Here is an 18,608-nt window from a genome sequence, read left to right as displayed (position 1 = left end):
CGTAGTAGGGACTATCATTGGATCTGGTGTGTTTATGAAACCAGGGAGCGTATTAGATTACTCAGGGAGTTCTAATATGGCTATTCTTGCTTGGGTAATTGGTGGTCTGTTGACACTAGCAAGTGGTTTAACAGTAGCTGAAATTGGAGCGCAAATCCCGAAAAATGGTGGGTTGTATACGTATTTAGAGGAGATTTACGGAAGTTTTTGGGGGTATTTATCAGGCTGGATGCAAACGATTGTGTATGGCCCAGCTATTATTGGAACGTTAGGGTTGTATTTTAGTTCTTTAATGATCAATTTTTTCTATTTAGATAAAGTATGGAATTTACCAATCGCAATTGGTACCGTTGTGTTCCTAGGCGTTGTAAATAGTATGGGGACAAAATATGGAGGTATCGTCCAAACGGTTACGACAATAGGGAAGATGATTCCGATCATTTTAATTGTTGTATTAGGCTTTTGGAAAGGAAATAGTGATATTTTTAACGTAGTAGTGCCGATATCAGAAAATCAAAGTATAGGTATGGCAATTTTAGCAACTTTATTTGCTTATGACGGTTGGATTTTACTCGCTTCCATAGGCGGAGAAATGAAGAATCCAACAAAGTTATTACCGAAGGCAATGACAGTTGGTATTTTAATTGTAACTGCTGCTTACGTATTAATTAACTTGGCGTTACTGAATGTATTACCAGCAACACAAATTGTAGACCTTGGAGAAAATGCAACAGCGACAGCTGCAGGCATGCTACTTGGAGAATATGGCGGAAAAATTATTAGTATCGGTATTATCGTTTCTATTTTCGGTTGTTTAAATGGAAAGATTTTAACGTTCCCACGTATCCCGATGTCGATGGCAGAACGTGGACAACTTCCATTTGCTAAGTTTATTGCAAAGGAAAGTCCAAGATTTAAAACACCAGCAAATGCGATTACTGTTGAAATCATTTTAGGAATTATTTTAATGATTATTAGTGATCCAAATAAGCTATCTGAGATTTCCGTATTCATTATTTATATTTTCTATGTAATGACGTTTATTGGTGTCTTCATTTTAAGAAAACGTAATAAGAATAAAGAGCGTGCATATAGTGTACCTTTATTCCCAATCGTACCAATCGTAGCGATTTTAGGTTCGTTCTTTGTAATCGGTAGTGCAATTATTAACGATCCGGTAAGTTGTTTCTTGTCAATTGGAATTGTATTTACTGGACTTCCGGTGTATTGGTATTTAAATAGGAAGAAAGAAACTGAATGATGGAAGGGTAGGTGTATAATGCGCCTACCTTTTTTATTGTAAAAAAATTGTACTTGCTTCCACTTTCTATTTTGGTTACTATAATCGTAGTAACCAAAATAGAAAGTGTGGGGAAAGACTTGAATTTTCGTGTATATATTTTAGCTATTGCGGCTTTCGTAGTCGGAACGGTTGAGCTAATTATAGGAGGAACGCTCGATTTAGTTGCCAATGATTTAGGAGTTTCTATTAGTGCAGCTGGTCAGCTTATAACAATATTTTCGGTAGTATTTGCTTTATCAGGTCCGGTTTTATTAGCGGTAACAGGAAAGTTTGAAAGAAAAACATTATACATTGGGGCATTATCAATTTTCTTAATCGGAAATATTATTTCAGCATTTAGTGTAAATTACGAAATGCTGATGTTCTCAAGGGTTATTTGTGCGGCGAGTGGTTCATTAATTATTGCACTATCGGTAACACTTGCTTCTAGTGTAGTAGAACCGCATTTTCGTGCGCGTGCAATTGGAATCATTTTCATGGGGATTAGTGGCTCTCTCGTACTTGGGGTACCACTTGGTCTTGTGCTCGGCAATGCATATGGATGGCGTGCACCATTTGTATTCATTTCGATATTAACAGTTATGGCAATCGCTTGTATTTCATTATTCTTAACGAAAGTACCGCCGACATCGGTGTTATCAATAAGAGAGCAAATTGCTACGTTGAAAGATAAAAAAATTGTGAGTGCACAGTTAACATCATTTTTATTTTTAACAGGTCATTTAACACTGTATGCATACTTAACACCATTTTTAAAAGATGTGATGCATGTGGAAGCGAACTGGATTAGTGTGTTTTACTTCGTTTTCGGAATCGCAGCGGTACTTGGAGGCGGCCTTGGGGGCTTGCTTGCTGATAAATGGGGATCGAAGAAAAGTATTATTTCCATCATTATCGTATTTGCATGTGCAATCTTTATGTTGCCAATGATGACATTTTCATTCCCGCTCTTCATTATTATGATGGGACTTTGGAGTATGCTGAGCTGGGCTATTTCACCAGCACAACAAAACTATTTAATTGAAATTGCACCAGAATCAGCTGGTATTCAGCAAAGTTTAAATAACTCTGCCCTTCACTTAGGAATTGCGCTCGGTTCAACAGTAGGCGGAGTTGTTATTGAAAAATCATCTGTTATATATAACGCTTGGGTAGGCGGAGGTTTTATTATATTGGCACTGCTTTGTGCGATTTTCTCCATTACGAGAGGACGTTCTACTCAGTTTGTGAAAGAAGAATCTATCGTTTGATAGGTTCTTTTTTTATTTGTAAAAAATGGAAGGGGTTAGTAGAAAAATGAAGAAGGTATATATAGCGAGGTGATAGTATATGTATTCAAGTTTTTCAATCATTGGTTTTTTATTTACGATCATACCATTCTTTCTTGTAATTTTTCTCTTTAGATGGGTTCGTTTCATCTATCAAAATTCAGAGAAACAAGTGGAGCAAAATGAGAAAATCATTGAGCTGTTGATGGATATAAAGGAACAAAATGAAAAGGAGTCTAAGTGAAAAACTAGACTCCTTTTTATTATTTAATTAGTATCTTAATTTCATCAACAAACTCTTAATTTCCTCATCTTCCATAAAGAGATCATGGTGTTTCTGGGTAATTTTCGCAAGTGCAACGTCATGATAGAAGAATTCTGTAAAGAACTTCACGAAAGGTTGTGACATTGTTTTCATTGCTTGCCATGACTCTTGTTCTACACCAGCAAATAAAATTTCACGGTCGTCAACGATGAGTAGTAAGTAGCGCTCTAATGCATTAGGTTCTTCAGCTGGGATTAGAAAATGCATGTTTTCTAAATCTGTTTCTACTTTTCCAACTATAAGGGACTCAATTTGGACGCCTTGTTTTGCTTTTTGTTCTAGTAAAGGAAGGTATTCTGAAAGAGTGTCATTCCAAGCTGAAATACGAATCGATTTTTTTGCACTTTCAATGAGCTCTTTACTTTGAACTCGAATAGAAGATTGCATCTTTAAGCTCCACACACGGTCATCCGTAAATGATTTTTTTGATATATTCGTTTCTAAGTCTTTAATATTTGATTGGAATTCTGTCGTTAATTTTTCAATTGCTAGTTTTAGTGGTAATGCTGTATACAACTTTTTCTTTTCTGAAACAGAATCCATTACCATTCCTTTATCTATCAGGCGTGCTAGCACTTCATATATTTTTGCTTTTGGAACACCAGAGTGCTTCACAATTGTTGTAGCATCTAACGGTTCATTGCTTGATACGACAACTTCATAAGCTTGGCTTTCATATTGTGAGAAACCGAATTTTTGTAACATAGTTCCCTCCGAACGAATGAGATTATATTTTAAGGATAATGAACTATTTGTTTTTGCACAAGTGGTAGTCCGTTTTCTAATTGTATTAAGGTGAGAATTAATTTCAATTTTTTAATTTTATCTATTATACTTAATATAGTGATTAATAAGATTTTAATTTAATGCGAAGGGGATGCTAGGGGAAAGATGTTAAGAAGTTTACGTTTAAAAATTGCGGTAGTATTTTCAGTGCTTATTTCTATGATGTTCGTAGTATTGGGTGCAGCTATGTATCAATTACAGAAAGAGAAAGAAGTAAGTTCCTTAGACCAGTATTCCCAAAATACGATGGATCTTGTGACAGAGCAACTTACGACATTTGTTCAAAGAACTGATGAAGATATGGGGTATTATGCGAACAGTGAGATGATTCGTAATATGATTCAAGATGGAGTTACTCCAGAAGAGGAAGCATTTTTAACGAAAGAGTTTGCGGGGTATAAAAAGAACCATCCTGGTATTTTAGATTTATATGTTGGTACGAAAGATAAAAAAACATTAAGTGCCAATCTTGCTGAAGGTGGAAAAGTGCCGGAAGGATATGATCCAACGACAAGACCGTGGTATAAAGATTCAGAGGCTGATGTGAAAAAGGTTCATTGGGGACAACCTTCATATGAAATCGCGACAGGAAAGTTAAGCGTAGGGGTTTCTAAAGCTATTACGTCTGAAGATGGTTCTGTATTAGGCGTTGTTGCGATGGATGTATCGCTCGGAACAATTCAGAAGTTACTTCATAATATTCAATACAATAATGATGGAGAAATGTTTATTATAAATGATAAAAATATAGCTCTTGTTTACCCAGAAAAGATAGGGAAAGATATTTCTAAAGAGCCATTGCTGAAGAGTTTGAATAAAGATGTTACAAAATATGCTGAAACTACATTAAAAGGTGAAGATGTAGTTGTTTATAGTCAGTTATTTGATGCGATGAAATGGAAGATAGGAATTTTTTATCCGAAACAAACAATTGATGGATTGTTAAGTAGTATGAGAAATACAGTCATTATAATGGCATGTATTAGTTTATTAGTTGGAATAGTAGCTTCCTATTTATTCTCAAGAAGATTAGCAAGGCCACTGCAATTATTAACGAATCACGTTCAAAAAGTAGCAGGAGGAGATTTAACACTGCAAATGAAAGTGACAAGTAAAGATGAGGTTGGAGAGCTGACGAACCATTTTAATCATATGGTTGGGCAAATGAATGAAATGGTAAGTAAAATTAAAAATAGTGTATCAACAGTGCAGCAATCAACGAATAATCTCCATTATTTAACGAATGAAACGGTGGCCGCTAGTAGAGAAGTGTCAGGTGCAATGGATGATGTGAGCGGGGGAGCTTCTACTCTTGCCAATAGTGTAGATGAAGTTTCAGCTCAGCTTGAGAACATGGCGCAGTCAGTGGAAGAAATGAATAGCTCCGTTGGTGAAATAGAAGGAGTGGCTGGTAAAGCGGAAAAGGCATCTAAGCAAGGGTTAAATACGATGCAGAATTTAGTTCGTACGAGAGGAGAGTCATCTTCGATTGTTGTTCATACAGAGGAAGCATCTGGTAAGTTAGAGCAAAAAGTCGGATCGATTCAAAATGTTGTAGAGCTTATAAAAGGTATTTCGGATCAAACGAACTTACTTGCTTTAAACGCTTCGATTGAAGCAGCACGTGCAGGTGAGCAGGGTAAGGGATTTGCAGTGGTGGCTGAAGAAGTTCGAAAGTTAGCGGAACAATCAAAAGAGGCAACAGGAGAAATCGCAACAATGATTGGCGATGTCCAATTAGAAGTAAAACGAGTTGTAGAGGTCGTAAGTAAATTGAAAGATATTGCTGATATACAAAATAAAGTGACGACAGAGGCAGAGGCGGAATTCCGTACAATTATGTCGGTTATAAATACGATTAGTATCTCAGTTGAAAAAATTGTAGAAGAAGTAAACAATATAGGTCACGAGCAAGGTGAAATTACAGAGGTAATGCATACAATTGCTAGTACGAGTCAAGAAAGTGCAGCTGTATCTGAAGAGGTAAATGCTGCAACTGAATCGCAAGTGAATCATTTAGAAAAGGTAGCTCATACGATGGAAAGCTTGACAGAGCATATGAGAGATTTAGAAAGATTAGTCGAGCAGTTTAAAGTGGAAGAGTAACATATTAGTAAAATGATGAAGATTTCGGTAAAATAGACAATGGATATATAAGAAGCAATTATAGGAGGAAAACTACTATGGCAATTGTTGACGTTTCGATTATTCCAGTAGGAACAGGTAATCCAAGTGTTAGTGAATATGTAGCAGAAGTACAAAAGGTGCTAGAGAAAAATGCAGATCGCGTGAAGTATCAATTAACACCGATGAATACAGTTATTGAAGGAGATCTTCCTGTCATTCTAGAAGTAATTCAACAAATGCATGAAGTTCCCTATACGAAAGGTGCACAACGCGTTGCAACAACAATTCGTATCGATGATCGCCGTGATAAAGTAAGCACAATGGAGAAGAAATTAAACTCTGTTCGATCAAAATTATAAGAAAAAGCAGCGATCATCGCTGCTTTTTTCATATAGGAGGTAAATAAGGTGAGTGAAAAGTTTAATGAGCAATTTGATGGGTTGCTAGAGAAGTACACGGAACTATTACTGGGAGAGAGCAATGAAGAAAGAAAAGAACAGGTGCAGAAGTGGGCACTTTATTCTTACATTGCAAAGACGATGCCAGCTTTAGTGAAGCATTGGAACGAGACGTATCCCGATGCGAAAGAAGAAATGGTACAGTTAATTTCAGATATAAAAAAGATAAATGAAGAGAAGCGAAATGAAAAATAAGAGAGCTTGAGGTGAATTTCACCTTAAGCTTTTTTTATCTCGTAAAAGTCCTATTGATGAGGGTTAATAATCAGAGGGGGCTCTAATTAAAGTTTCACTTTATTAATATCCTCATATAATTTGGATGGAATATAAAGGGTTTTATAGGTGTGTCGAATATTTTCAACATGTCTATTTGAGGCCTAGTAAACCCGTTTTTTCTAAATGTCGAAAAATATTCCTTTTATATTTACAAGCGAGAATATGAGGTTTTAAATGTTTTTATAGTATTTTATAAATTATCTAAATAATTATTTGTATCAAATAATTTTAAAGAATGATATAATTTTGAAGAGGGGTAAAAAACAGATAAAGTACAGTCATAGGGGTGAATTACATGGAACAATTGATGCGAAATTCGTTTCTTTTCTTGTCAAAAAATAAAGCGCTAACAAAGTTAGCTAAAAAGTACGGTTTACGCTTTGGAGCAGGTCGTTTTGTCGCAGGGGAGACAATCGAATTAGCGACAGCAGCTATTAAACAATTGAACAAGCAAGGCCTTTGTGTAACAATCGATTATTTAGGTGAATTCGTTGATAATGAGGCGGAAGCAAATGAAATGGCTAACCAATCGATTGAAGCGATTCGTGCAATTGGAAAAGAGGGACTTGATTCACAGCTTTCTTTAAAAATGACTTCTATGGGATTAGATATCTCAGATGAAATCGTAATGAACAATATGCGCCGTATTTTAGAAGCTGCAAAAGAAAACGGTGTGTTTGTTACAATTGATATGGAAGATTATACGCGTTGCGGGAAGACAATTGATATCTTTAAACAATTAAAATCTGAATACGATAATATTGGTACTGTTATTCAAGCTTACCTGTATCGTACAGAAAAAGATATGGAAGATTTAAATGCTTATAATCCTAATTTACGTCTTGTAAAAGGGGCTTATAAGGAACCTGAAGAAGTAGCGTTCCCGGACAAGAAAGATGTAGATGACAATTATAAAAAAATTATTAAAATGCACTTATTAAATGGAAATTATACTGCAATTGCTTCACATGACGAAGCAATTATTGAATATACGAAAAAACTTGCCGAAGAACACAATATTCCAAGGGATCAATTTGAATTCCAAATGTTATATGGTATTCGTAATGAGCGTCAACTCGAGCTTGTAAAAGAAGGCTACAAGATGCGTGTTTATGTACCTTATGGAAACGACTGGTATGGCTATTTCATGCGCCGTCTAGCAGAGCGTCCAGCGAACGTTGCGTTCGTATTAAAAGGTATGGTTAAAAAATAACCAAGGAGAAAATACTCCTTGGTTATTTTAATTGCTTAAATGCGTAATGTGCCATTTTCTTCGTATCAGGATATAGTTGCGCGCGAGTAGAAGATAATACGACGTTAATGACGCGTTTACCGTCTTTCTCATCAACAGTTACGACCGTATATTTTCCGAGTGCCGATAGACCGCTTTTACTTCCAATCGCATATGGATCGTCATATAGTTCTTCTCGTCCATAGTTTGCGATTTTTGGAGAGCGTTCGGAAGTATATAGAGTTGTATGTACTGAATTCATATATTGTAAAACAATTGGGTATTTTAATGCTTCTTTCGTAATAATGGCAATGTCATATGGTGATACTTTATTTCCAAGTGCATCAGCACCACTTGCGTTTTTGAAAGTTGCATGTTTTGTACCAAGTTCCTTCGCTCTAGCATTCATCATTTTCACAAACTCATTTTTTGATCCCGCGATATGTTCTGCAATTGACTCAGAGATTGGGTCTGCACTAATGATAAGCATAAGTTTTAATGCCTCATCGCGTTTTAATTTTTCCCCAGCACGCAGCTTAATTTTTTTACTTTGACTTTCTGTTTTTATTGCGTTTTCTGTAACTGTAATTTCTTCATCTTCTTTTACATTCTCTAGTAAGAGAAGGGTTGTCATCATTTTGGCTATACTAGCCGGATAAGAGCGTTCATCTTCGCGTTTTCCATACAAAATTTCACCTGTGTCTGCATCGATTGTAATTCCGTATTGCCCCTTAATACTAGGCTGATCAGCTCTTACAGTTTGTTGTCTTTGTGCATAAGAGAAGAAAATCATCCCTGTAAATAGTGTAGCAATCATTACAATCATAACTATTGTTCGTTTCATCATCGTTCCCTCTTTTGTTTTCCATATGTACAAATAAATTGGGCAGAAAAAGCAGCCATTAATCATTATGCCACGTTCTCTGCCCAAAAATATAGCGTTATTTTTCGCCCATATTATGCTTCTTATATTGTTGGTTATTACCTTGACGTCCTTTTTCCACACCGTGGTTATGCGGACCTGCATTTCCGGTTACACTCGCTGCACTAATTCCAGCTTTTGAGGGGTTCTTCTTAAGTTTTGCCATATATATTCCTCCAGTTTCGTCAGATTGTAAAAAGGAAAAGTGCATTTTAGTGAAGAAAATACACATATATAGCATGGGCAAATAAAAGAAAAATATTTATTTCAGAAAATTTTATCAATAAATATATTGCGAAAATTTAAACAGTATCATATATTTATTAGTAGAGGCTCACTCATTGATTGCGACTTATGTCGAAAAATTGAATGAGCATTCATTCAAGAATAGGGGGAGAATTGGATGTTCCAAATTAAAAAGGCTGCTGTTCTAGGTTCAGGTGTAATGGGTTCAGGAATTGCGGCACACTTAGCTAATATTGGTATTCCGACATTATTGCTTGATATTGTACCACCTGCGCTTACGAAAGAAGAAGAAGCGAAGGGACTTACATTAGAACATAAAAGTGTGAGAAATCGTTTTAGTAATACGGCACTGCAAAAACTATTGAAGCAAAAACCAGCTCCTCTGACAGTGAAAGGAAATTTAGCACTGATTGAAGCAGGTAACTTAGAAGATGATCTTGAGCGTCTTGCTGATGTAGATTGGATTATTGAAGTAGTAGTTGAAAACTTAGATATTAAAAAGAAATTATTTGAAAGAGTAGATGCTGTTCGTAAACCAGGTTCTATTGTTAGCTCAAATACGTCAGGCATTTCCGTTGAAAAAATGGCAGAAGGTCGTTCAGACGACTTCCAGAAACACTTCTTAGGAACACACTTTTTTAACCCACCACGATATTTAAAACTTCTAGAGGTAATACCGACGAAAGAAACTGATCCACAAGTATTAAGCTTCATGAAATTATTTGGCGAAGACGTTCTTGGAAAAGGCGTTGTTATCGCAAAAGATACACCAAACTTTATTGGAAACCGCATTGGTACGTACGGCTTGCTTGTAACGCTTCAAGAAATGATTAAGCGCGGCTATAGCATTGGAGAAGTTGATTCTGTAACGGGTCCATTAATTGGCCGTCCGAAGAGCGCAACGTTCCGCACATTAGATGTTGTCGGTTTAGATACATTTGTACATGTTGCAAATAACGTATATGAAAATGTACAAGAAGAAGAGCGAGATGTATTTAAAGTACCAGCTTTCATGCATGACATGCTTGATAAAAAATGGCTTGGAAGTAAAACTGGTCAAGGCTTCTTCTTAAAACAAGGAAAAGAAATTTTAGAATTAAATCCTGAAACGATGGAATACGAAGCGCGCAAAAAATTAAAAGCTGCATCCGTAGAGTTAAGCAAGCAAGAAAAAGGATTAGCGAATAAATTGAAAGCGCTTGTATACGCGAAAGACCGCGCAGGTGAGTTGTTATGGAATATCATTACACCAACTCTTTTATACTCTGCAAAGCTTCATAAAGAAATTGCTGACGATATCGTGGCAATCGATCAAGCGATGAAATGGGGCTTCGGTTGGGAGCAAGGACCATTTGAAATTTGGGATGCAATCGGCGTTGAAAAATCGATTCAAAAGATGGAAGAAAACGGCGTAAATGTACCAGCTTGGGTAAAAGAAATGGTAGAGAAAGGTTTTACTGCTTTCTATAAACATGATAACGGCGATAGCTACTATTACGATAATGGTGAATATAAGCTAATCGAGCGTAATAAAAAAGCAATTTCTCTTAAACAATTAAAAGAGAAAAATGGCGTATTAAAGAAAAATAGCGGCGCGAGCTTAATTGATTTAGGTGACGGCATCCTTTGCTTAGAATTCCATTCGAAGAGCAATGCAATCGGTATGGATATTACGCAAATGATTAACTACGCTGTTGATGAAGTAGAAAAGAATTATAAAGGTCTTGTTATCGGTAACCAATCGAAGAACTTCTGCGTTGGTGCGAATCTAGCAATGATCTTAATGGAAGCACAAGACGACAATTACTTTGAAATTGAGTTGGTTGTGAAAAACTTCCAAGATGCAATGACGAAAATTAAGTACTCTTCTAAGCCAGTTGTAGCAGCACCATATGGTATGACGCTTGGTGGAGGTACAGAAGTTTGCTTACCGGCTGCTAGCATTCAAGCTTCTAGTGAAACGTATATGGGCTTAGTAGAAGTTGGTGTTGGCTTAATCCCTGGCGGAGGCGGTAATAAAGAGCTATACATTAAACACTTAAATAAAATGCCAAACGGTGTAGAGTTTGATCTGCAAAAAGTTGCGAATAAAGTGTTCGAATCTGTAGCGATGGCGAAAGTTTCTACATCAGCACAAGAAGCTGTATCGAACAACTTCTTAGGTGATAAAGACGGTATTAGTGTGAATGGTGATCACTTACTATATGATGCGAAACAGAAAGCACTTGCTTTATATGAAGCTGGCTATAAAGCACCGATTCGTAAAAAGATACCAGTTGTTGGCGAAACAGGATATGCAACTCTTGTACTTGGTGCAGAAGCAATGCATTTATCTGGTTACATTTCTGAACATGATCTTCACATTGCGAAGAAACTTGCATATGTCATTGCGGGCGGAAAAGTGCCGTACGGAACAGAAGTTGATGAGCAGTATTTATTAGATGTAGAACGTGAAGCATTTATTAGCTTAGTAAGTGAGATGAAATCACAAGCAAGAATGCAGCACATGCTTGTAAAAGGAAAGCCATTACGTAACTAATAACGAGGGGAGATATCGTTCATGAGAGAAGCTGTCATTGTTGCGGGAGCAAGAACACCAATTGGAAAAGCAAAGAGGGGTTCATTAAAAACAGTTCGTCCTGACGATCTAGGGGCGTTAGTAGTAAAGGAAACGTTAAAGCGTGCGAATTATGAAGGACCAATCGATGATTTAATTTTCGGTTGTGCGATGCCAGAAGCAGAGCAAGGTTTAAATATGGCTCGTAATATCGGTGGATTAGCAGGACTTTCTTACGATGTTCCAGCTATTACAATTAACCGTTACTGTTCTTCTGGTTTACAAAGTATCGCTTACGGAGCAGAGCGTATTATGCTTGGTCACTCTGAAGCTGTATTATCAGGCGGAGCGGAATCAATGAGTTTAGTTCCAATGATGGGACACGTTGTTCGTCCAAATAGTCGCCTTGTAGAAGCGGCTCCAGAATATTATATGGGTATGGGACATACAGCGGAGCAAGTTGCTGTGAAATATGGAATTTCTCGTGAAGAGCAAGATGCATTTGCAGTAAGAAGTCATCAACGTGCTGCAAAAGCATTAGCGGCAGGGAACTTTGCTGATGAAACAGTATCTGTAGATGTGACGTTACGCTCGGTTGGATCAAACAATAAATTGCAAGAAGAAACAATCATTTTCGCACAAGACGAAGGTGTAAGAGCAGAGACGACGCTAGACATTTTAGGTAAATTACGTCCAGCATTTAACGTTCGCGGTTCTGTAACGGCTGGTAACTCTTCACAAATGAGTGACGGTGCAGCATCTGTACTATTAATGGATCGTGAAAAAGCAGTGAGCGATGGCATGAAGCCACTTGCGAAATTCCGTTCATTTGCAGTAGCTGGCGTACCACCAGAAGTAATGGGAATTGGCCCAATCGCTGCAATTCCAAAAGCGTTAAAACTAGCTGGCTTAGAGCTATCTGATATTGGCTTATTCGAACTAAACGAAGCATTCGCTTCTCAATCGATCCAAGTTATTCGTGAACTTGGTTTAGATGAAGAAAAAGTAAACGTAAACGGTGGTGCAATTGCACTTGGACATCCACTTGGCTGTACAGGAGCAAAACTAACACTATCTCTTATTCACGAAATGAAACGCCGCAACGAACAATTCGGTATCGTAACAATGTGTATCGGCGGCGGAATGGGAGCAGCGGGAGTGTTTGAATTACTATAAAAAAAGTGCAAGCGGCTCGTTCAGAATGTGAGGGGGATGGAGCTTCAGACGTAGAGGCGCTTTTTGCCTCGCAGGAAGAAGCGAAGCCACCGAACATTCTAGCCGCTGGAACTGGATTATAAAAAAAGTGGAAGTGGCTTGTTCAGAACAGGAGGGCGTTGGAAACCCTGACGAAGAGGCGCTTTTTGCCTCACAGGAAGGGGTGAAACGACCGACTGTTTTAGCCACTGGAACTGGATTATGAAAAAAAGAATGGAAGCAACAAAGGTTTATAAAAAATAAACGGGAGAGCCAGTTTCTTTCAAAAAGAGAGAAGCGGCTCATGAAAATATGAAGGAGGAAATTTTCATGGAAAAAACAGTAGGAAATGCGGTTAAAGGCGGTAGCTTTTTAGTTGATGAGATTACGATTGATCAAGTGTTTACGCCAGAAGATTTTTCATCTGAGCATAAAATGATTGCAAAAACGACAGAGGACTTTATCGTAAATGAAGTTCTTCCAGAGCTTGAATATTTAGAGCAACATGAGTTTGATCGTTCTGTTCGTCTTTTAAAAGAAGCTGGGGAACTTGGTTTATTAGGTGCTGACGTACCAGAAGAGTACGGTGGAATTGGTCTTGATAAAGTAAGCTCAGCGTTAATCGCAGAGAAATTCTCTCGCGCTGGTGGTTTTGCAATTACTCACGGTGCTCACGTAGGTATTGGATCGTTACCGATCGTATTATTCGGTAACGAAGAGCAAAAGAAAAAGTATTTACCATTACTTGCAACTGGGGAAAAATTAGCTGCATACGCATTAACAGAGCCAGGTTCAGGATCTGACGCATTAGGTGCAAAAACAACTGCACGTTTAAATGCAGAAGGTACACATTACGTATTAAATGGTGAAAAACAGTGGATTACAAACTCTGCATTCGCTGACGTATTTATCGTATATGCAAAAATCGATGGAGAGCACTTCTCAGCATTTATCGTAGAGAAAGAATATGCTGGCGTATCTACAAGCCCAGAAGAAAAGAAAATGGGTATTAAATGTTCTTCAACTCGTACGTTAATTTTAGAAGATGCATTAGTACCAAAAGAGAACTTACTTGGTGAAATCGGTAAAGGTCATATTATCGCGTTCAACATTTTAAATATCGGTCGTTATAAATTAGGTGTTGGTACAGTTGGATCTGCGAAACGTGCAGTAGAAATTTCAGCACAATATGCAAACCAACGTCAACAGTTCAAACAACCAATCGCTCGCTTCCCATTAATTCAAGAGAAACTTGCGAATATGGCAGCGAAAACATATGCAGCTGAAAGCTCTGTATATCGTACAGTAGGTTTATTCGAAAGCCGCATGAGCACATTATCTGAAGAAGAAGTGAAAGACGGTAAAGCAGTAGCAGCTTCTATCGCTGAATATGCAATCGAGTGCTCTTTAAATAAAGTATTCGGTTCTGAAGTATTAGACTATACAGTAGATGAAGGTGTTCAAATTCACGGTGGTTACGGATTTATGGCAGAATACGAGATTGAAAGAATGTACCGCGATTCTCGTATTAACCGTATTTTCGAAGGAACGAACGAAATTAACCGCCTAATCGTACCAGGTACGTTCTTACGTAAAGCGATGAAAGGTGAATTACCACTTCTTCAAAAAGCACAAAAATTACAAGAAGAGTTAATGATGATGATGCCAGAAGAAGTAGGCGATGAGCCATTAGCACTTCAAAAATATTTAGTAACTAACGCGAAGAAAATCGGCTTAATGGTAGCTGGATTAGCGGCTCAAAAATACGGTAAAGCATTAGATAAAGAGCAAGAAATTCTTGTGAATATCGCTGACATCGTAAGCAACCTTTATGCAATGGAATCAGCTGTTCTTCGTACAGAAAAAGCAATTAAAACAACTGGTCTTGAAAAGAATAAACAAAAAGTGTTATACACTGAAGTATTCTGCCAAGAAGCATTCAACGAAATCGAAGCAGATGCGAAAGAAACACTTATCGCAGTTGAAAACGGCGACATGCTGCGCATGATGTTATCATCATTACGTAAATTAACTCGCCACACGCCACTTAACGTAATTCCGAAGAAACGTGAAATCGCTGCGAAAATTTTAGAAGATGAGCGTTATACAGTTTAATAGATGAAAAGGAACCAGTGGCCGTTTGGCTGCTGGTTTTTTTATTGATGGATTCTTGAAAAGGGTTGTTTTACATATGTATTTGTAAACAGCTCTTTTTCATGGAGGGATAGGAGATGAAGTTAATAAAAGTAGGAACAGTTCATCAAATCGCATTTTTACCGCGTCTATTTCCGATTAACTGTTACTTTGTCGAAGAAGAAACAGGATTAACGTTAATTGATGCAGCTTTGCCATTTTGTGCAAAGAAGATTTTAGAAGCGGCTCGAAAACTAGGAAAACCGATTACGAATATCGTTATAACACATGCACATGATGACCATGTAGGAGCGCTTGATGCTATAAAACAAGAACTGCCGAATGTTTCGGTCTATATTTCTGAAAGAGATGCTCGTTTACTTGAAGGGGATTTGTCACTGCAACTCGGAGAACCAGGCACGCAAGTAAAAGTGAGTGTGTCAAAAAGGATAAAGACGATTCCAGATATCCTTCTTCAAGAGGGAGATCAAATTGGTTCACTTGTAGCAATTGCAGCCCCAGGCCATACACCAGGATCAATGGCGTTTTTAGACACGAGAAATGATGCGCTCATTGTTGGAGATGCATTTCAAACGAGAGGAGGAGTGGCGGTAGCAGGACAGTTGAAGTGGCTTTTTCCGTTTCCTATGTTTGGTACGTGGGATGCAGAAGTTTCGTTAAAAAGCGCTCAGAAATTGCTAGAGTATAAGCCGTCTATATTAGCGACAGGGCATGGGAAGATGATTAAAAATCCGTTAGTGCAAATGCAACGGGCGATTGAAGAAGCGGAAAGGAATTTAACTAGAAAGAGCCTTTAATTGTTTAGAGGCTCTTTTTTGCTAAATGATATTATTTTGTGGGTTTTAAGTATGTGTATATCGCTAATAGGAAACCGAAAAACATAAATATAAAAGGGTCTTGGCTTGGGTTAGGGTCATAGCTATCTTGCACCTTAGTAAGAAAATCATGTGTTTCCATGTTTACATCTCCTTTTATTCATAAGGTTTAGTATGAAGTGGGGATCATGATGTGGAAGTAAGAAATTTTTATTTTATAATTATTATATAACAATATAATTCCTAAAACTATAGAATACAAAGCGTTCATAATATGTAAAATTGCATATTATTCTTTTTGAAATTTTTGTTATATTATCCTTATATTTATATTAAGGGATTTTTGTTAAGGTAATGAAAACAAATGGAGGAATAGTATGAGTAAAACGGTGTTAGAAGCGTATAGTGTGGAAAGGAAAATAGATAATATAACATATAAAAATCTATTTGTAATGATAGCAATCATTTTAGGATTCTTACTTCTAGGAGGGTTATTCCTTGGTTTAGCTTTTGGGATTTATGGTGAGGAAGCGTTGCGTGATAATTTAGAAGGGTACTATTTCCTTTTATTAGATGCAGCTGTTGTTGCTATCGTTTTATTAGCTTATAAACCAGTTCTTCATTTTATTAAATATATTTGGGATTTATCCGTTTTGAAGAATGGGAAGACATATTTATATCTATTAATTGGTTTTATGGTTATTGCGTTATCACAATATTTAATGTTACATGTGTTTAGTTTTGAAAGTGCAGCAGAACAACAGAAACAATTAGGGAGCTTAGGACTTCAAAATAGTCTACAAAGTATTATATATGTGTTAAGTGTTGCTATAATTACACCAGTTAAAGAAGAAATTCTATTTCGAGGTATTTTATATCGATTTTTAGAAAAGAAATATAATTTTTTAGTTGGTATCATTATTTCTTCCTTCATTTTTGGAATTCTTCATGGAGGTCTTCTAATTACGGCGACGATTATGGGGATTGTGTTTGCGATGTTATACAAAAAGACGCAATCTATTATACCTAGTATTATTTTACACATTGTATGGAACTTGCTTGTGAGTATAAGTATGATTGTATCTCTATAAAATTGAACGAATATTTAGCATAAAAGATGGATGGCCTAGCTATGCATCTTTTATTTTGTTTATAGGTAGGAGAAGTTAATTCATGCATGTATATAATCCAAAAAGAACCAAATACTAATGACGAATGAACAAAGAAAGGCAGGAGTATTCCATGCAAAATTTAACAGAGCTTGAAGTAGAAAACTTACGTCATTTAATCGGTGGACACGCAACAATTATTAACAAATTGGAGCAGTATGCACAGACGTGTACAGATCCAGAGTTGAAACAAATGCTACAAAAGGATGCGCAAGATGCACGAAATACGAAGCAACAATTAATGACTTTTTTAGGATAGGAGGAAGAGAGAAATGAATGAAAAAGATATGGTAAATGATTATTTAGCAGGATTAAATGCAAGTTTAACAAGTTATGCAAATTATATTGCTCAGTCTGATAATGAACAGTTACACCAAACATTAATTCAAATTCGTAATCAAGATGAAATGCGCCAACGTAATATGTATGAGTACGCAAAGCAAAAGAGTTATTACAAACCGGCAGCACCTGCGAATCCAATGATTGTGCAGCAATTAAAAGGCCAATTAAGTGCGGAATAATGGGATGAAAAAAACGAGCGAATGAAGTCGCTCGTTTTTTTGTTTTGTCCCGTAAAAGCCCAATGGATAAAGGTTGATTGAAGTTTCACTTTATATATGTCAATAAATACATAATAAATATTTTTTCAGTTGTAACAAATATGACGAAAATTAAATATAACAATTCACAAAAAGGACAAAAACTTTGCTCAATATTTCACAAAGTATCCATGGTTTCTATCGTGGGAATCTCTATAATTAAGAGTGTAAAGAACAAAAGAAATAGATTATATGATCAATTAGGAGAGATTGCTATGAAAAGAAATACAAGAAAAATTGCAATTATCGGTACTGGATTAGTTGGATCAAGTTGTGCATATTCCATTGTAAATCAAGGCATTTGCGAAGAGCTATTATTAATTGATATAAATCATGAACGTGCAGTTGGGGAAGCGATGGATTTATCACATTGCATTAACTTTACAAATACAAGAACAAAAGTATATGCAGGAAGCTATGAAGACTGCAAAGATATGGACATCGTTATTATTACAGCGGGACCAGCACCAAAACCTGGACAAAGTCGCTTAGATACTTTAGGAGCGAGTGCGAAAATTATGGAAAGTGTTGTTGGCGGCGTAATGGAAAGTGGATTTGACGGTATTTTCTTACTTGCATCGAACCCAGTTGATATTATTACATATGAAGTGTGGAAATTATCTGGATTACCTAGAAATCGTGTGATCGGTACTGGTACATCACTAGATTCTTCTCGCTTAAGAACAATTTTATCTGAAATGTTACATGTAGATCCTCGTAGTATTCATGGGTATTCATTAGGAGAACATGGTGATTCTCAAATGGTTGCTTGGTCTCACGTAACTGTTGGTGGAAAGCCAATTCTACAAATTTTAGAGGAGCAAAAAGAACGATTTGGTGAAATAGATTTAGATGAAATTGTTGAGAAGACTGCAAAAGCAGGATGGGAAATTTATAAACGAAAAGGTACTACTTATTACGGAATCGGAAATTCTCTAGCGTATATTGCGAGCTCAATCTTTAACGATGATCACCGTGTCATTGCTGTATCAGCCATTTTAGATGGGGAGTACGGTGAGTATGATATTTGTACAGGAGTGCCAGCTATTATTACTAGAGATGGTATGAAAGAAGTTGTAGAACTAAACTTAACAGAGGACGAAGAATCTCGATTCGCAAAATCAAACGATATTTTACGTGATTATATGAAAACAATTGGTTACTAACTTATAGGAGAA

General features: G+C 36.7%; 18 protein-coding genes. 15 read left to right on the top strand and 3 right to left on the bottom strand.

The window, feature by feature from the left end; translation table 11 throughout:
* The 3 genes from JDS92_RS21935 to JDS92_RS21925 all read left to right on the top strand — a co-directional run.
* Positions 1 to 1,261: APC family permease (locus JDS92_RS21935; protein ID WP_199632499.1), on the top strand; the 1,261-nt coding region annotated here is incomplete at its 5' end.
* A 107-nt stretch (positions 1,262 to 1,368) separates the two neighbouring features.
* The gene (locus JDS92_RS21930; protein WP_142345860.1) at positions 1,369 to 2,553 is read left to right on the top strand and encodes an MFS transporter; all 1,185 of its coding nucleotides are present in this window, start codon (positions 1,369 to 1,371) and stop codon (positions 2,551 to 2,553) included.
* Between the two features lie 79 nt (positions 2,554 to 2,632).
* Positions 2,633 to 2,815, top strand: a complete 183-nt coding sequence (locus tag JDS92_RS21925; RefSeq protein ID WP_000287384.1) for a hypothetical protein — start codon at positions 2,633 to 2,635, stop codon at positions 2,813 to 2,815.
* A 27-nt stretch (positions 2,816 to 2,842) separates the two neighbouring features.
* On the opposite strand, the gene JDS92_RS21920 is transcribed toward JDS92_RS21925, so the two are convergent.
* Positions 2,843 to 3,601 (bottom strand): TrmB family transcriptional regulator, encoded by a 759-nt coding sequence (locus JDS92_RS21920; RefSeq protein ID WP_000939471.1) that lies wholly within the window; start codon positions 3,599 to 3,601, stop codon positions 2,843 to 2,845.
* 186 nt (positions 3,602 to 3,787) lie between these two features.
* Here JDS92_RS21920 and JDS92_RS31720 point away from each other — a divergent pair, with 186 nt between their 5' ends.
* The 4 genes from JDS92_RS31720 to JDS92_RS21900 all read left to right on the top strand — a co-directional run bounded on the left by JDS92_RS31720 (position 3,788) and on the right by JDS92_RS21900 (position 7,756).
* A complete protein-coding gene (locus JDS92_RS31720) occupies positions 3,788 to 5,788 on the top strand; it encodes a methyl-accepting chemotaxis protein (RefSeq protein ID WP_098911479.1) in 2,001 nt (666 codons plus the stop codon).
* A gap of 77 nt (positions 5,789 to 5,865) precedes the next feature.
* Entirely contained in the window at positions 5,866 to 6,168 is a 303-nt protein-coding gene (locus JDS92_RS21910) for an MTH1187 family thiamine-binding protein (protein ID WP_001018862.1), read from the top strand.
* Between the two features lie 48 nt (positions 6,169 to 6,216).
* Positions 6,217 to 6,462, top strand: a complete 246-nt coding sequence (locus JDS92_RS21905) for a YusU family protein (protein ID WP_001290590.1) — start codon at positions 6,217 to 6,219, stop codon at positions 6,460 to 6,462.
* A 376-nt stretch (positions 6,463 to 6,838) separates the two neighbouring features.
* Positions 6,839 to 7,756: a proline dehydrogenase family protein gene (locus JDS92_RS21900; protein WP_000436768.1), complete on the top strand. Its 918-nt coding sequence runs from the start codon at positions 6,839 to 6,841 to the stop codon at positions 7,754 to 7,756.
* Between the two features lie 22 nt (positions 7,757 to 7,778).
* On the opposite strand, the gene JDS92_RS21895 is transcribed toward JDS92_RS21900, so the two are convergent.
* Both JDS92_RS21895 and JDS92_RS21890 read right to left on the bottom strand, forming a co-directional pair.
* Complete coding sequence (locus JDS92_RS21895) at positions 7,779 to 8,618, bottom strand: D-alanyl-D-alanine carboxypeptidase family protein (protein ID WP_070173904.1); 840 nt, start codon at positions 8,616 to 8,618, stop codon at positions 7,779 to 7,781.
* Positions 8,619 to 8,715: 97 nt separating this feature from the next.
* The gene (locus JDS92_RS21890; protein WP_001096344.1) at positions 8,716 to 8,862 is read right to left on the bottom strand and encodes a YuzL family protein; all 147 of its coding nucleotides are present in this window, start codon (positions 8,860 to 8,862) and stop codon (positions 8,716 to 8,718) included.
* A gap of 237 nt (positions 8,863 to 9,099) precedes the next feature.
* Between JDS92_RS21890 and JDS92_RS21885 the strand changes: the two genes are divergently transcribed.
* The 8 genes from JDS92_RS21885 (at position 9,100) to JDS92_RS21850 (ending at position 18,596) form a co-directional block, all read left to right on the top strand.
* Positions 9,100 to 11,481, top strand: a complete 2,382-nt coding sequence (locus JDS92_RS21885) for a 3-hydroxyacyl-CoA dehydrogenase/enoyl-CoA hydratase family protein (protein WP_000486349.1) — start codon at positions 9,100 to 9,102, stop codon at positions 11,479 to 11,481.
* A 21-nt stretch (positions 11,482 to 11,502) separates the two neighbouring features.
* Positions 11,503 to 12,675, top strand: coding sequence for an acetyl-CoA C-acetyltransferase (locus JDS92_RS21880; protein ID WP_001206331.1), 1,173 nt, complete (start codon positions 11,503 to 11,505; stop codon positions 12,673 to 12,675).
* Positions 12,676 to 13,023: 348 nt separating this feature from the next.
* A complete protein-coding gene (locus JDS92_RS21875; RefSeq protein WP_000416287.1) occupies positions 13,024 to 14,808 on the top strand; it encodes an acyl-CoA dehydrogenase family protein in 1,785 nt (594 codons plus the stop codon).
* A gap of 116 nt (positions 14,809 to 14,924) precedes the next feature.
* Complete coding sequence (locus JDS92_RS21870) at positions 14,925 to 15,644, top strand: MBL fold metallo-hydrolase (protein WP_000767045.1); 720 nt, start codon at positions 14,925 to 14,927, stop codon at positions 15,642 to 15,644.
* Between the two features lie 395 nt (positions 15,645 to 16,039).
* A complete protein-coding gene (locus JDS92_RS21865) occupies positions 16,040 to 16,753 on the top strand; it encodes a CPBP family intramembrane glutamic endopeptidase (protein ID WP_000048028.1) in 714 nt (237 codons plus the stop codon).
* A 151-nt stretch (positions 16,754 to 16,904) separates the two neighbouring features.
* Positions 16,905 to 17,090: a hypothetical protein gene (locus tag JDS92_RS21860; protein WP_001180553.1), complete on the top strand. Its 186-nt coding sequence runs from the start codon at positions 16,905 to 16,907 to the stop codon at positions 17,088 to 17,090.
* 13 nt (positions 17,091 to 17,103) lie between these two features.
* A complete protein-coding gene (locus JDS92_RS21855; protein WP_001002985.1) occupies positions 17,104 to 17,352 on the top strand; it encodes a spore coat protein in 249 nt (82 codons plus the stop codon).
* 293 nt (positions 17,353 to 17,645) lie between these two features.
* Entirely contained in the window at positions 17,646 to 18,596 is a 951-nt protein-coding gene (locus tag JDS92_RS21850) for an L-lactate dehydrogenase (protein ID WP_000828231.1), read from the top strand.
* Positions 18,597 to 18,608: the final 12 nt, after the last annotated feature.

Source organism: Bacillus cereus group sp. N12, from assembly GCF_016483575.1.
GTDB classification, from domain to species: domain Bacteria; phylum Bacillota; class Bacilli; order Bacillales; family Bacillaceae_G; genus Bacillus_A; species Bacillus_A toyonensis.
The sequence above is the reverse complement of the archived record's forward strand: the minus strand, read 5'-3'. Positions and strand labels throughout refer to the sequence as shown.

What these genes read in the sequence shown, in the direction of transcription:
- JDS92_RS21925 (WP_000287384.1), top strand. Translation starts at nt 2,633, where the DNA reads ATGTATTCAAGTTTTTCAATCATTGGTTTTTTATTTACGATCATACCA.
- JDS92_RS21920 (WP_000939471.1), bottom strand. Translation starts at nt 3,601, where the DNA reads ATGTTACAAAAATTCGGTTTCTCACAATATGAAAGCCAAGCTTATGAA.
- JDS92_RS31720 (WP_098911479.1), top strand. Translation starts at nt 3,788, where the DNA reads ATGTTAAGAAGTTTACGTTTAAAAATTGCGGTAGTATTTTCAGTGCTT.
- JDS92_RS21910 (WP_001018862.1), top strand. Translation starts at nt 5,866, where the DNA reads ATGGCAATTGTTGACGTTTCGATTATTCCAGTAGGAACAGGTAATCCA.
- JDS92_RS21900 (WP_000436768.1), top strand. Translation starts at nt 6,839, where the DNA reads ATGGAACAATTGATGCGAAATTCGTTTCTTTTCTTGTCAAAAAATAAA.
- JDS92_RS21895 (WP_070173904.1), bottom strand. Translation starts at nt 8,618, where the DNA reads ATGAAACGAACAATAGTTATGATTGTAATGATTGCTACACTATTTACA.
- JDS92_RS21890 (WP_001096344.1), bottom strand. Translation starts at nt 8,862, where the DNA reads ATGGCAAAACTTAAGAAGAACCCCTCAAAAGCTGGAATTAGTGCAGCG.
- JDS92_RS21885 (WP_000486349.1), top strand. Translation starts at nt 9,100, where the DNA reads ATGTTCCAAATTAAAAAGGCTGCTGTTCTAGGTTCAGGTGTAATGGGT.
- JDS92_RS21880 (WP_001206331.1), top strand. Translation starts at nt 11,503, where the DNA reads ATGAGAGAAGCTGTCATTGTTGCGGGAGCAAGAACACCAATTGGAAAA.
- JDS92_RS21875 (WP_000416287.1), top strand. Translation starts at nt 13,024, where the DNA reads ATGGAAAAAACAGTAGGAAATGCGGTTAAAGGCGGTAGCTTTTTAGTT.
- JDS92_RS21870 (WP_000767045.1), top strand. Translation starts at nt 14,925, where the DNA reads ATGAAGTTAATAAAAGTAGGAACAGTTCATCAAATCGCATTTTTACCG.
- JDS92_RS21865 (WP_000048028.1), top strand. Translation starts at nt 16,040, where the DNA reads ATGAGTAAAACGGTGTTAGAAGCGTATAGTGTGGAAAGGAAAATAGAT.
- JDS92_RS21860 (WP_001180553.1), top strand. Translation starts at nt 16,905, where the DNA reads ATGCAAAATTTAACAGAGCTTGAAGTAGAAAACTTACGTCATTTAATC.
- JDS92_RS21855 (WP_001002985.1), top strand. Translation starts at nt 17,104, where the DNA reads ATGAATGAAAAAGATATGGTAAATGATTATTTAGCAGGATTAAATGCA.
- JDS92_RS21850 (WP_000828231.1), top strand. Translation starts at nt 17,646, where the DNA reads ATGAAAAGAAATACAAGAAAAATTGCAATTATCGGTACTGGATTAGTT.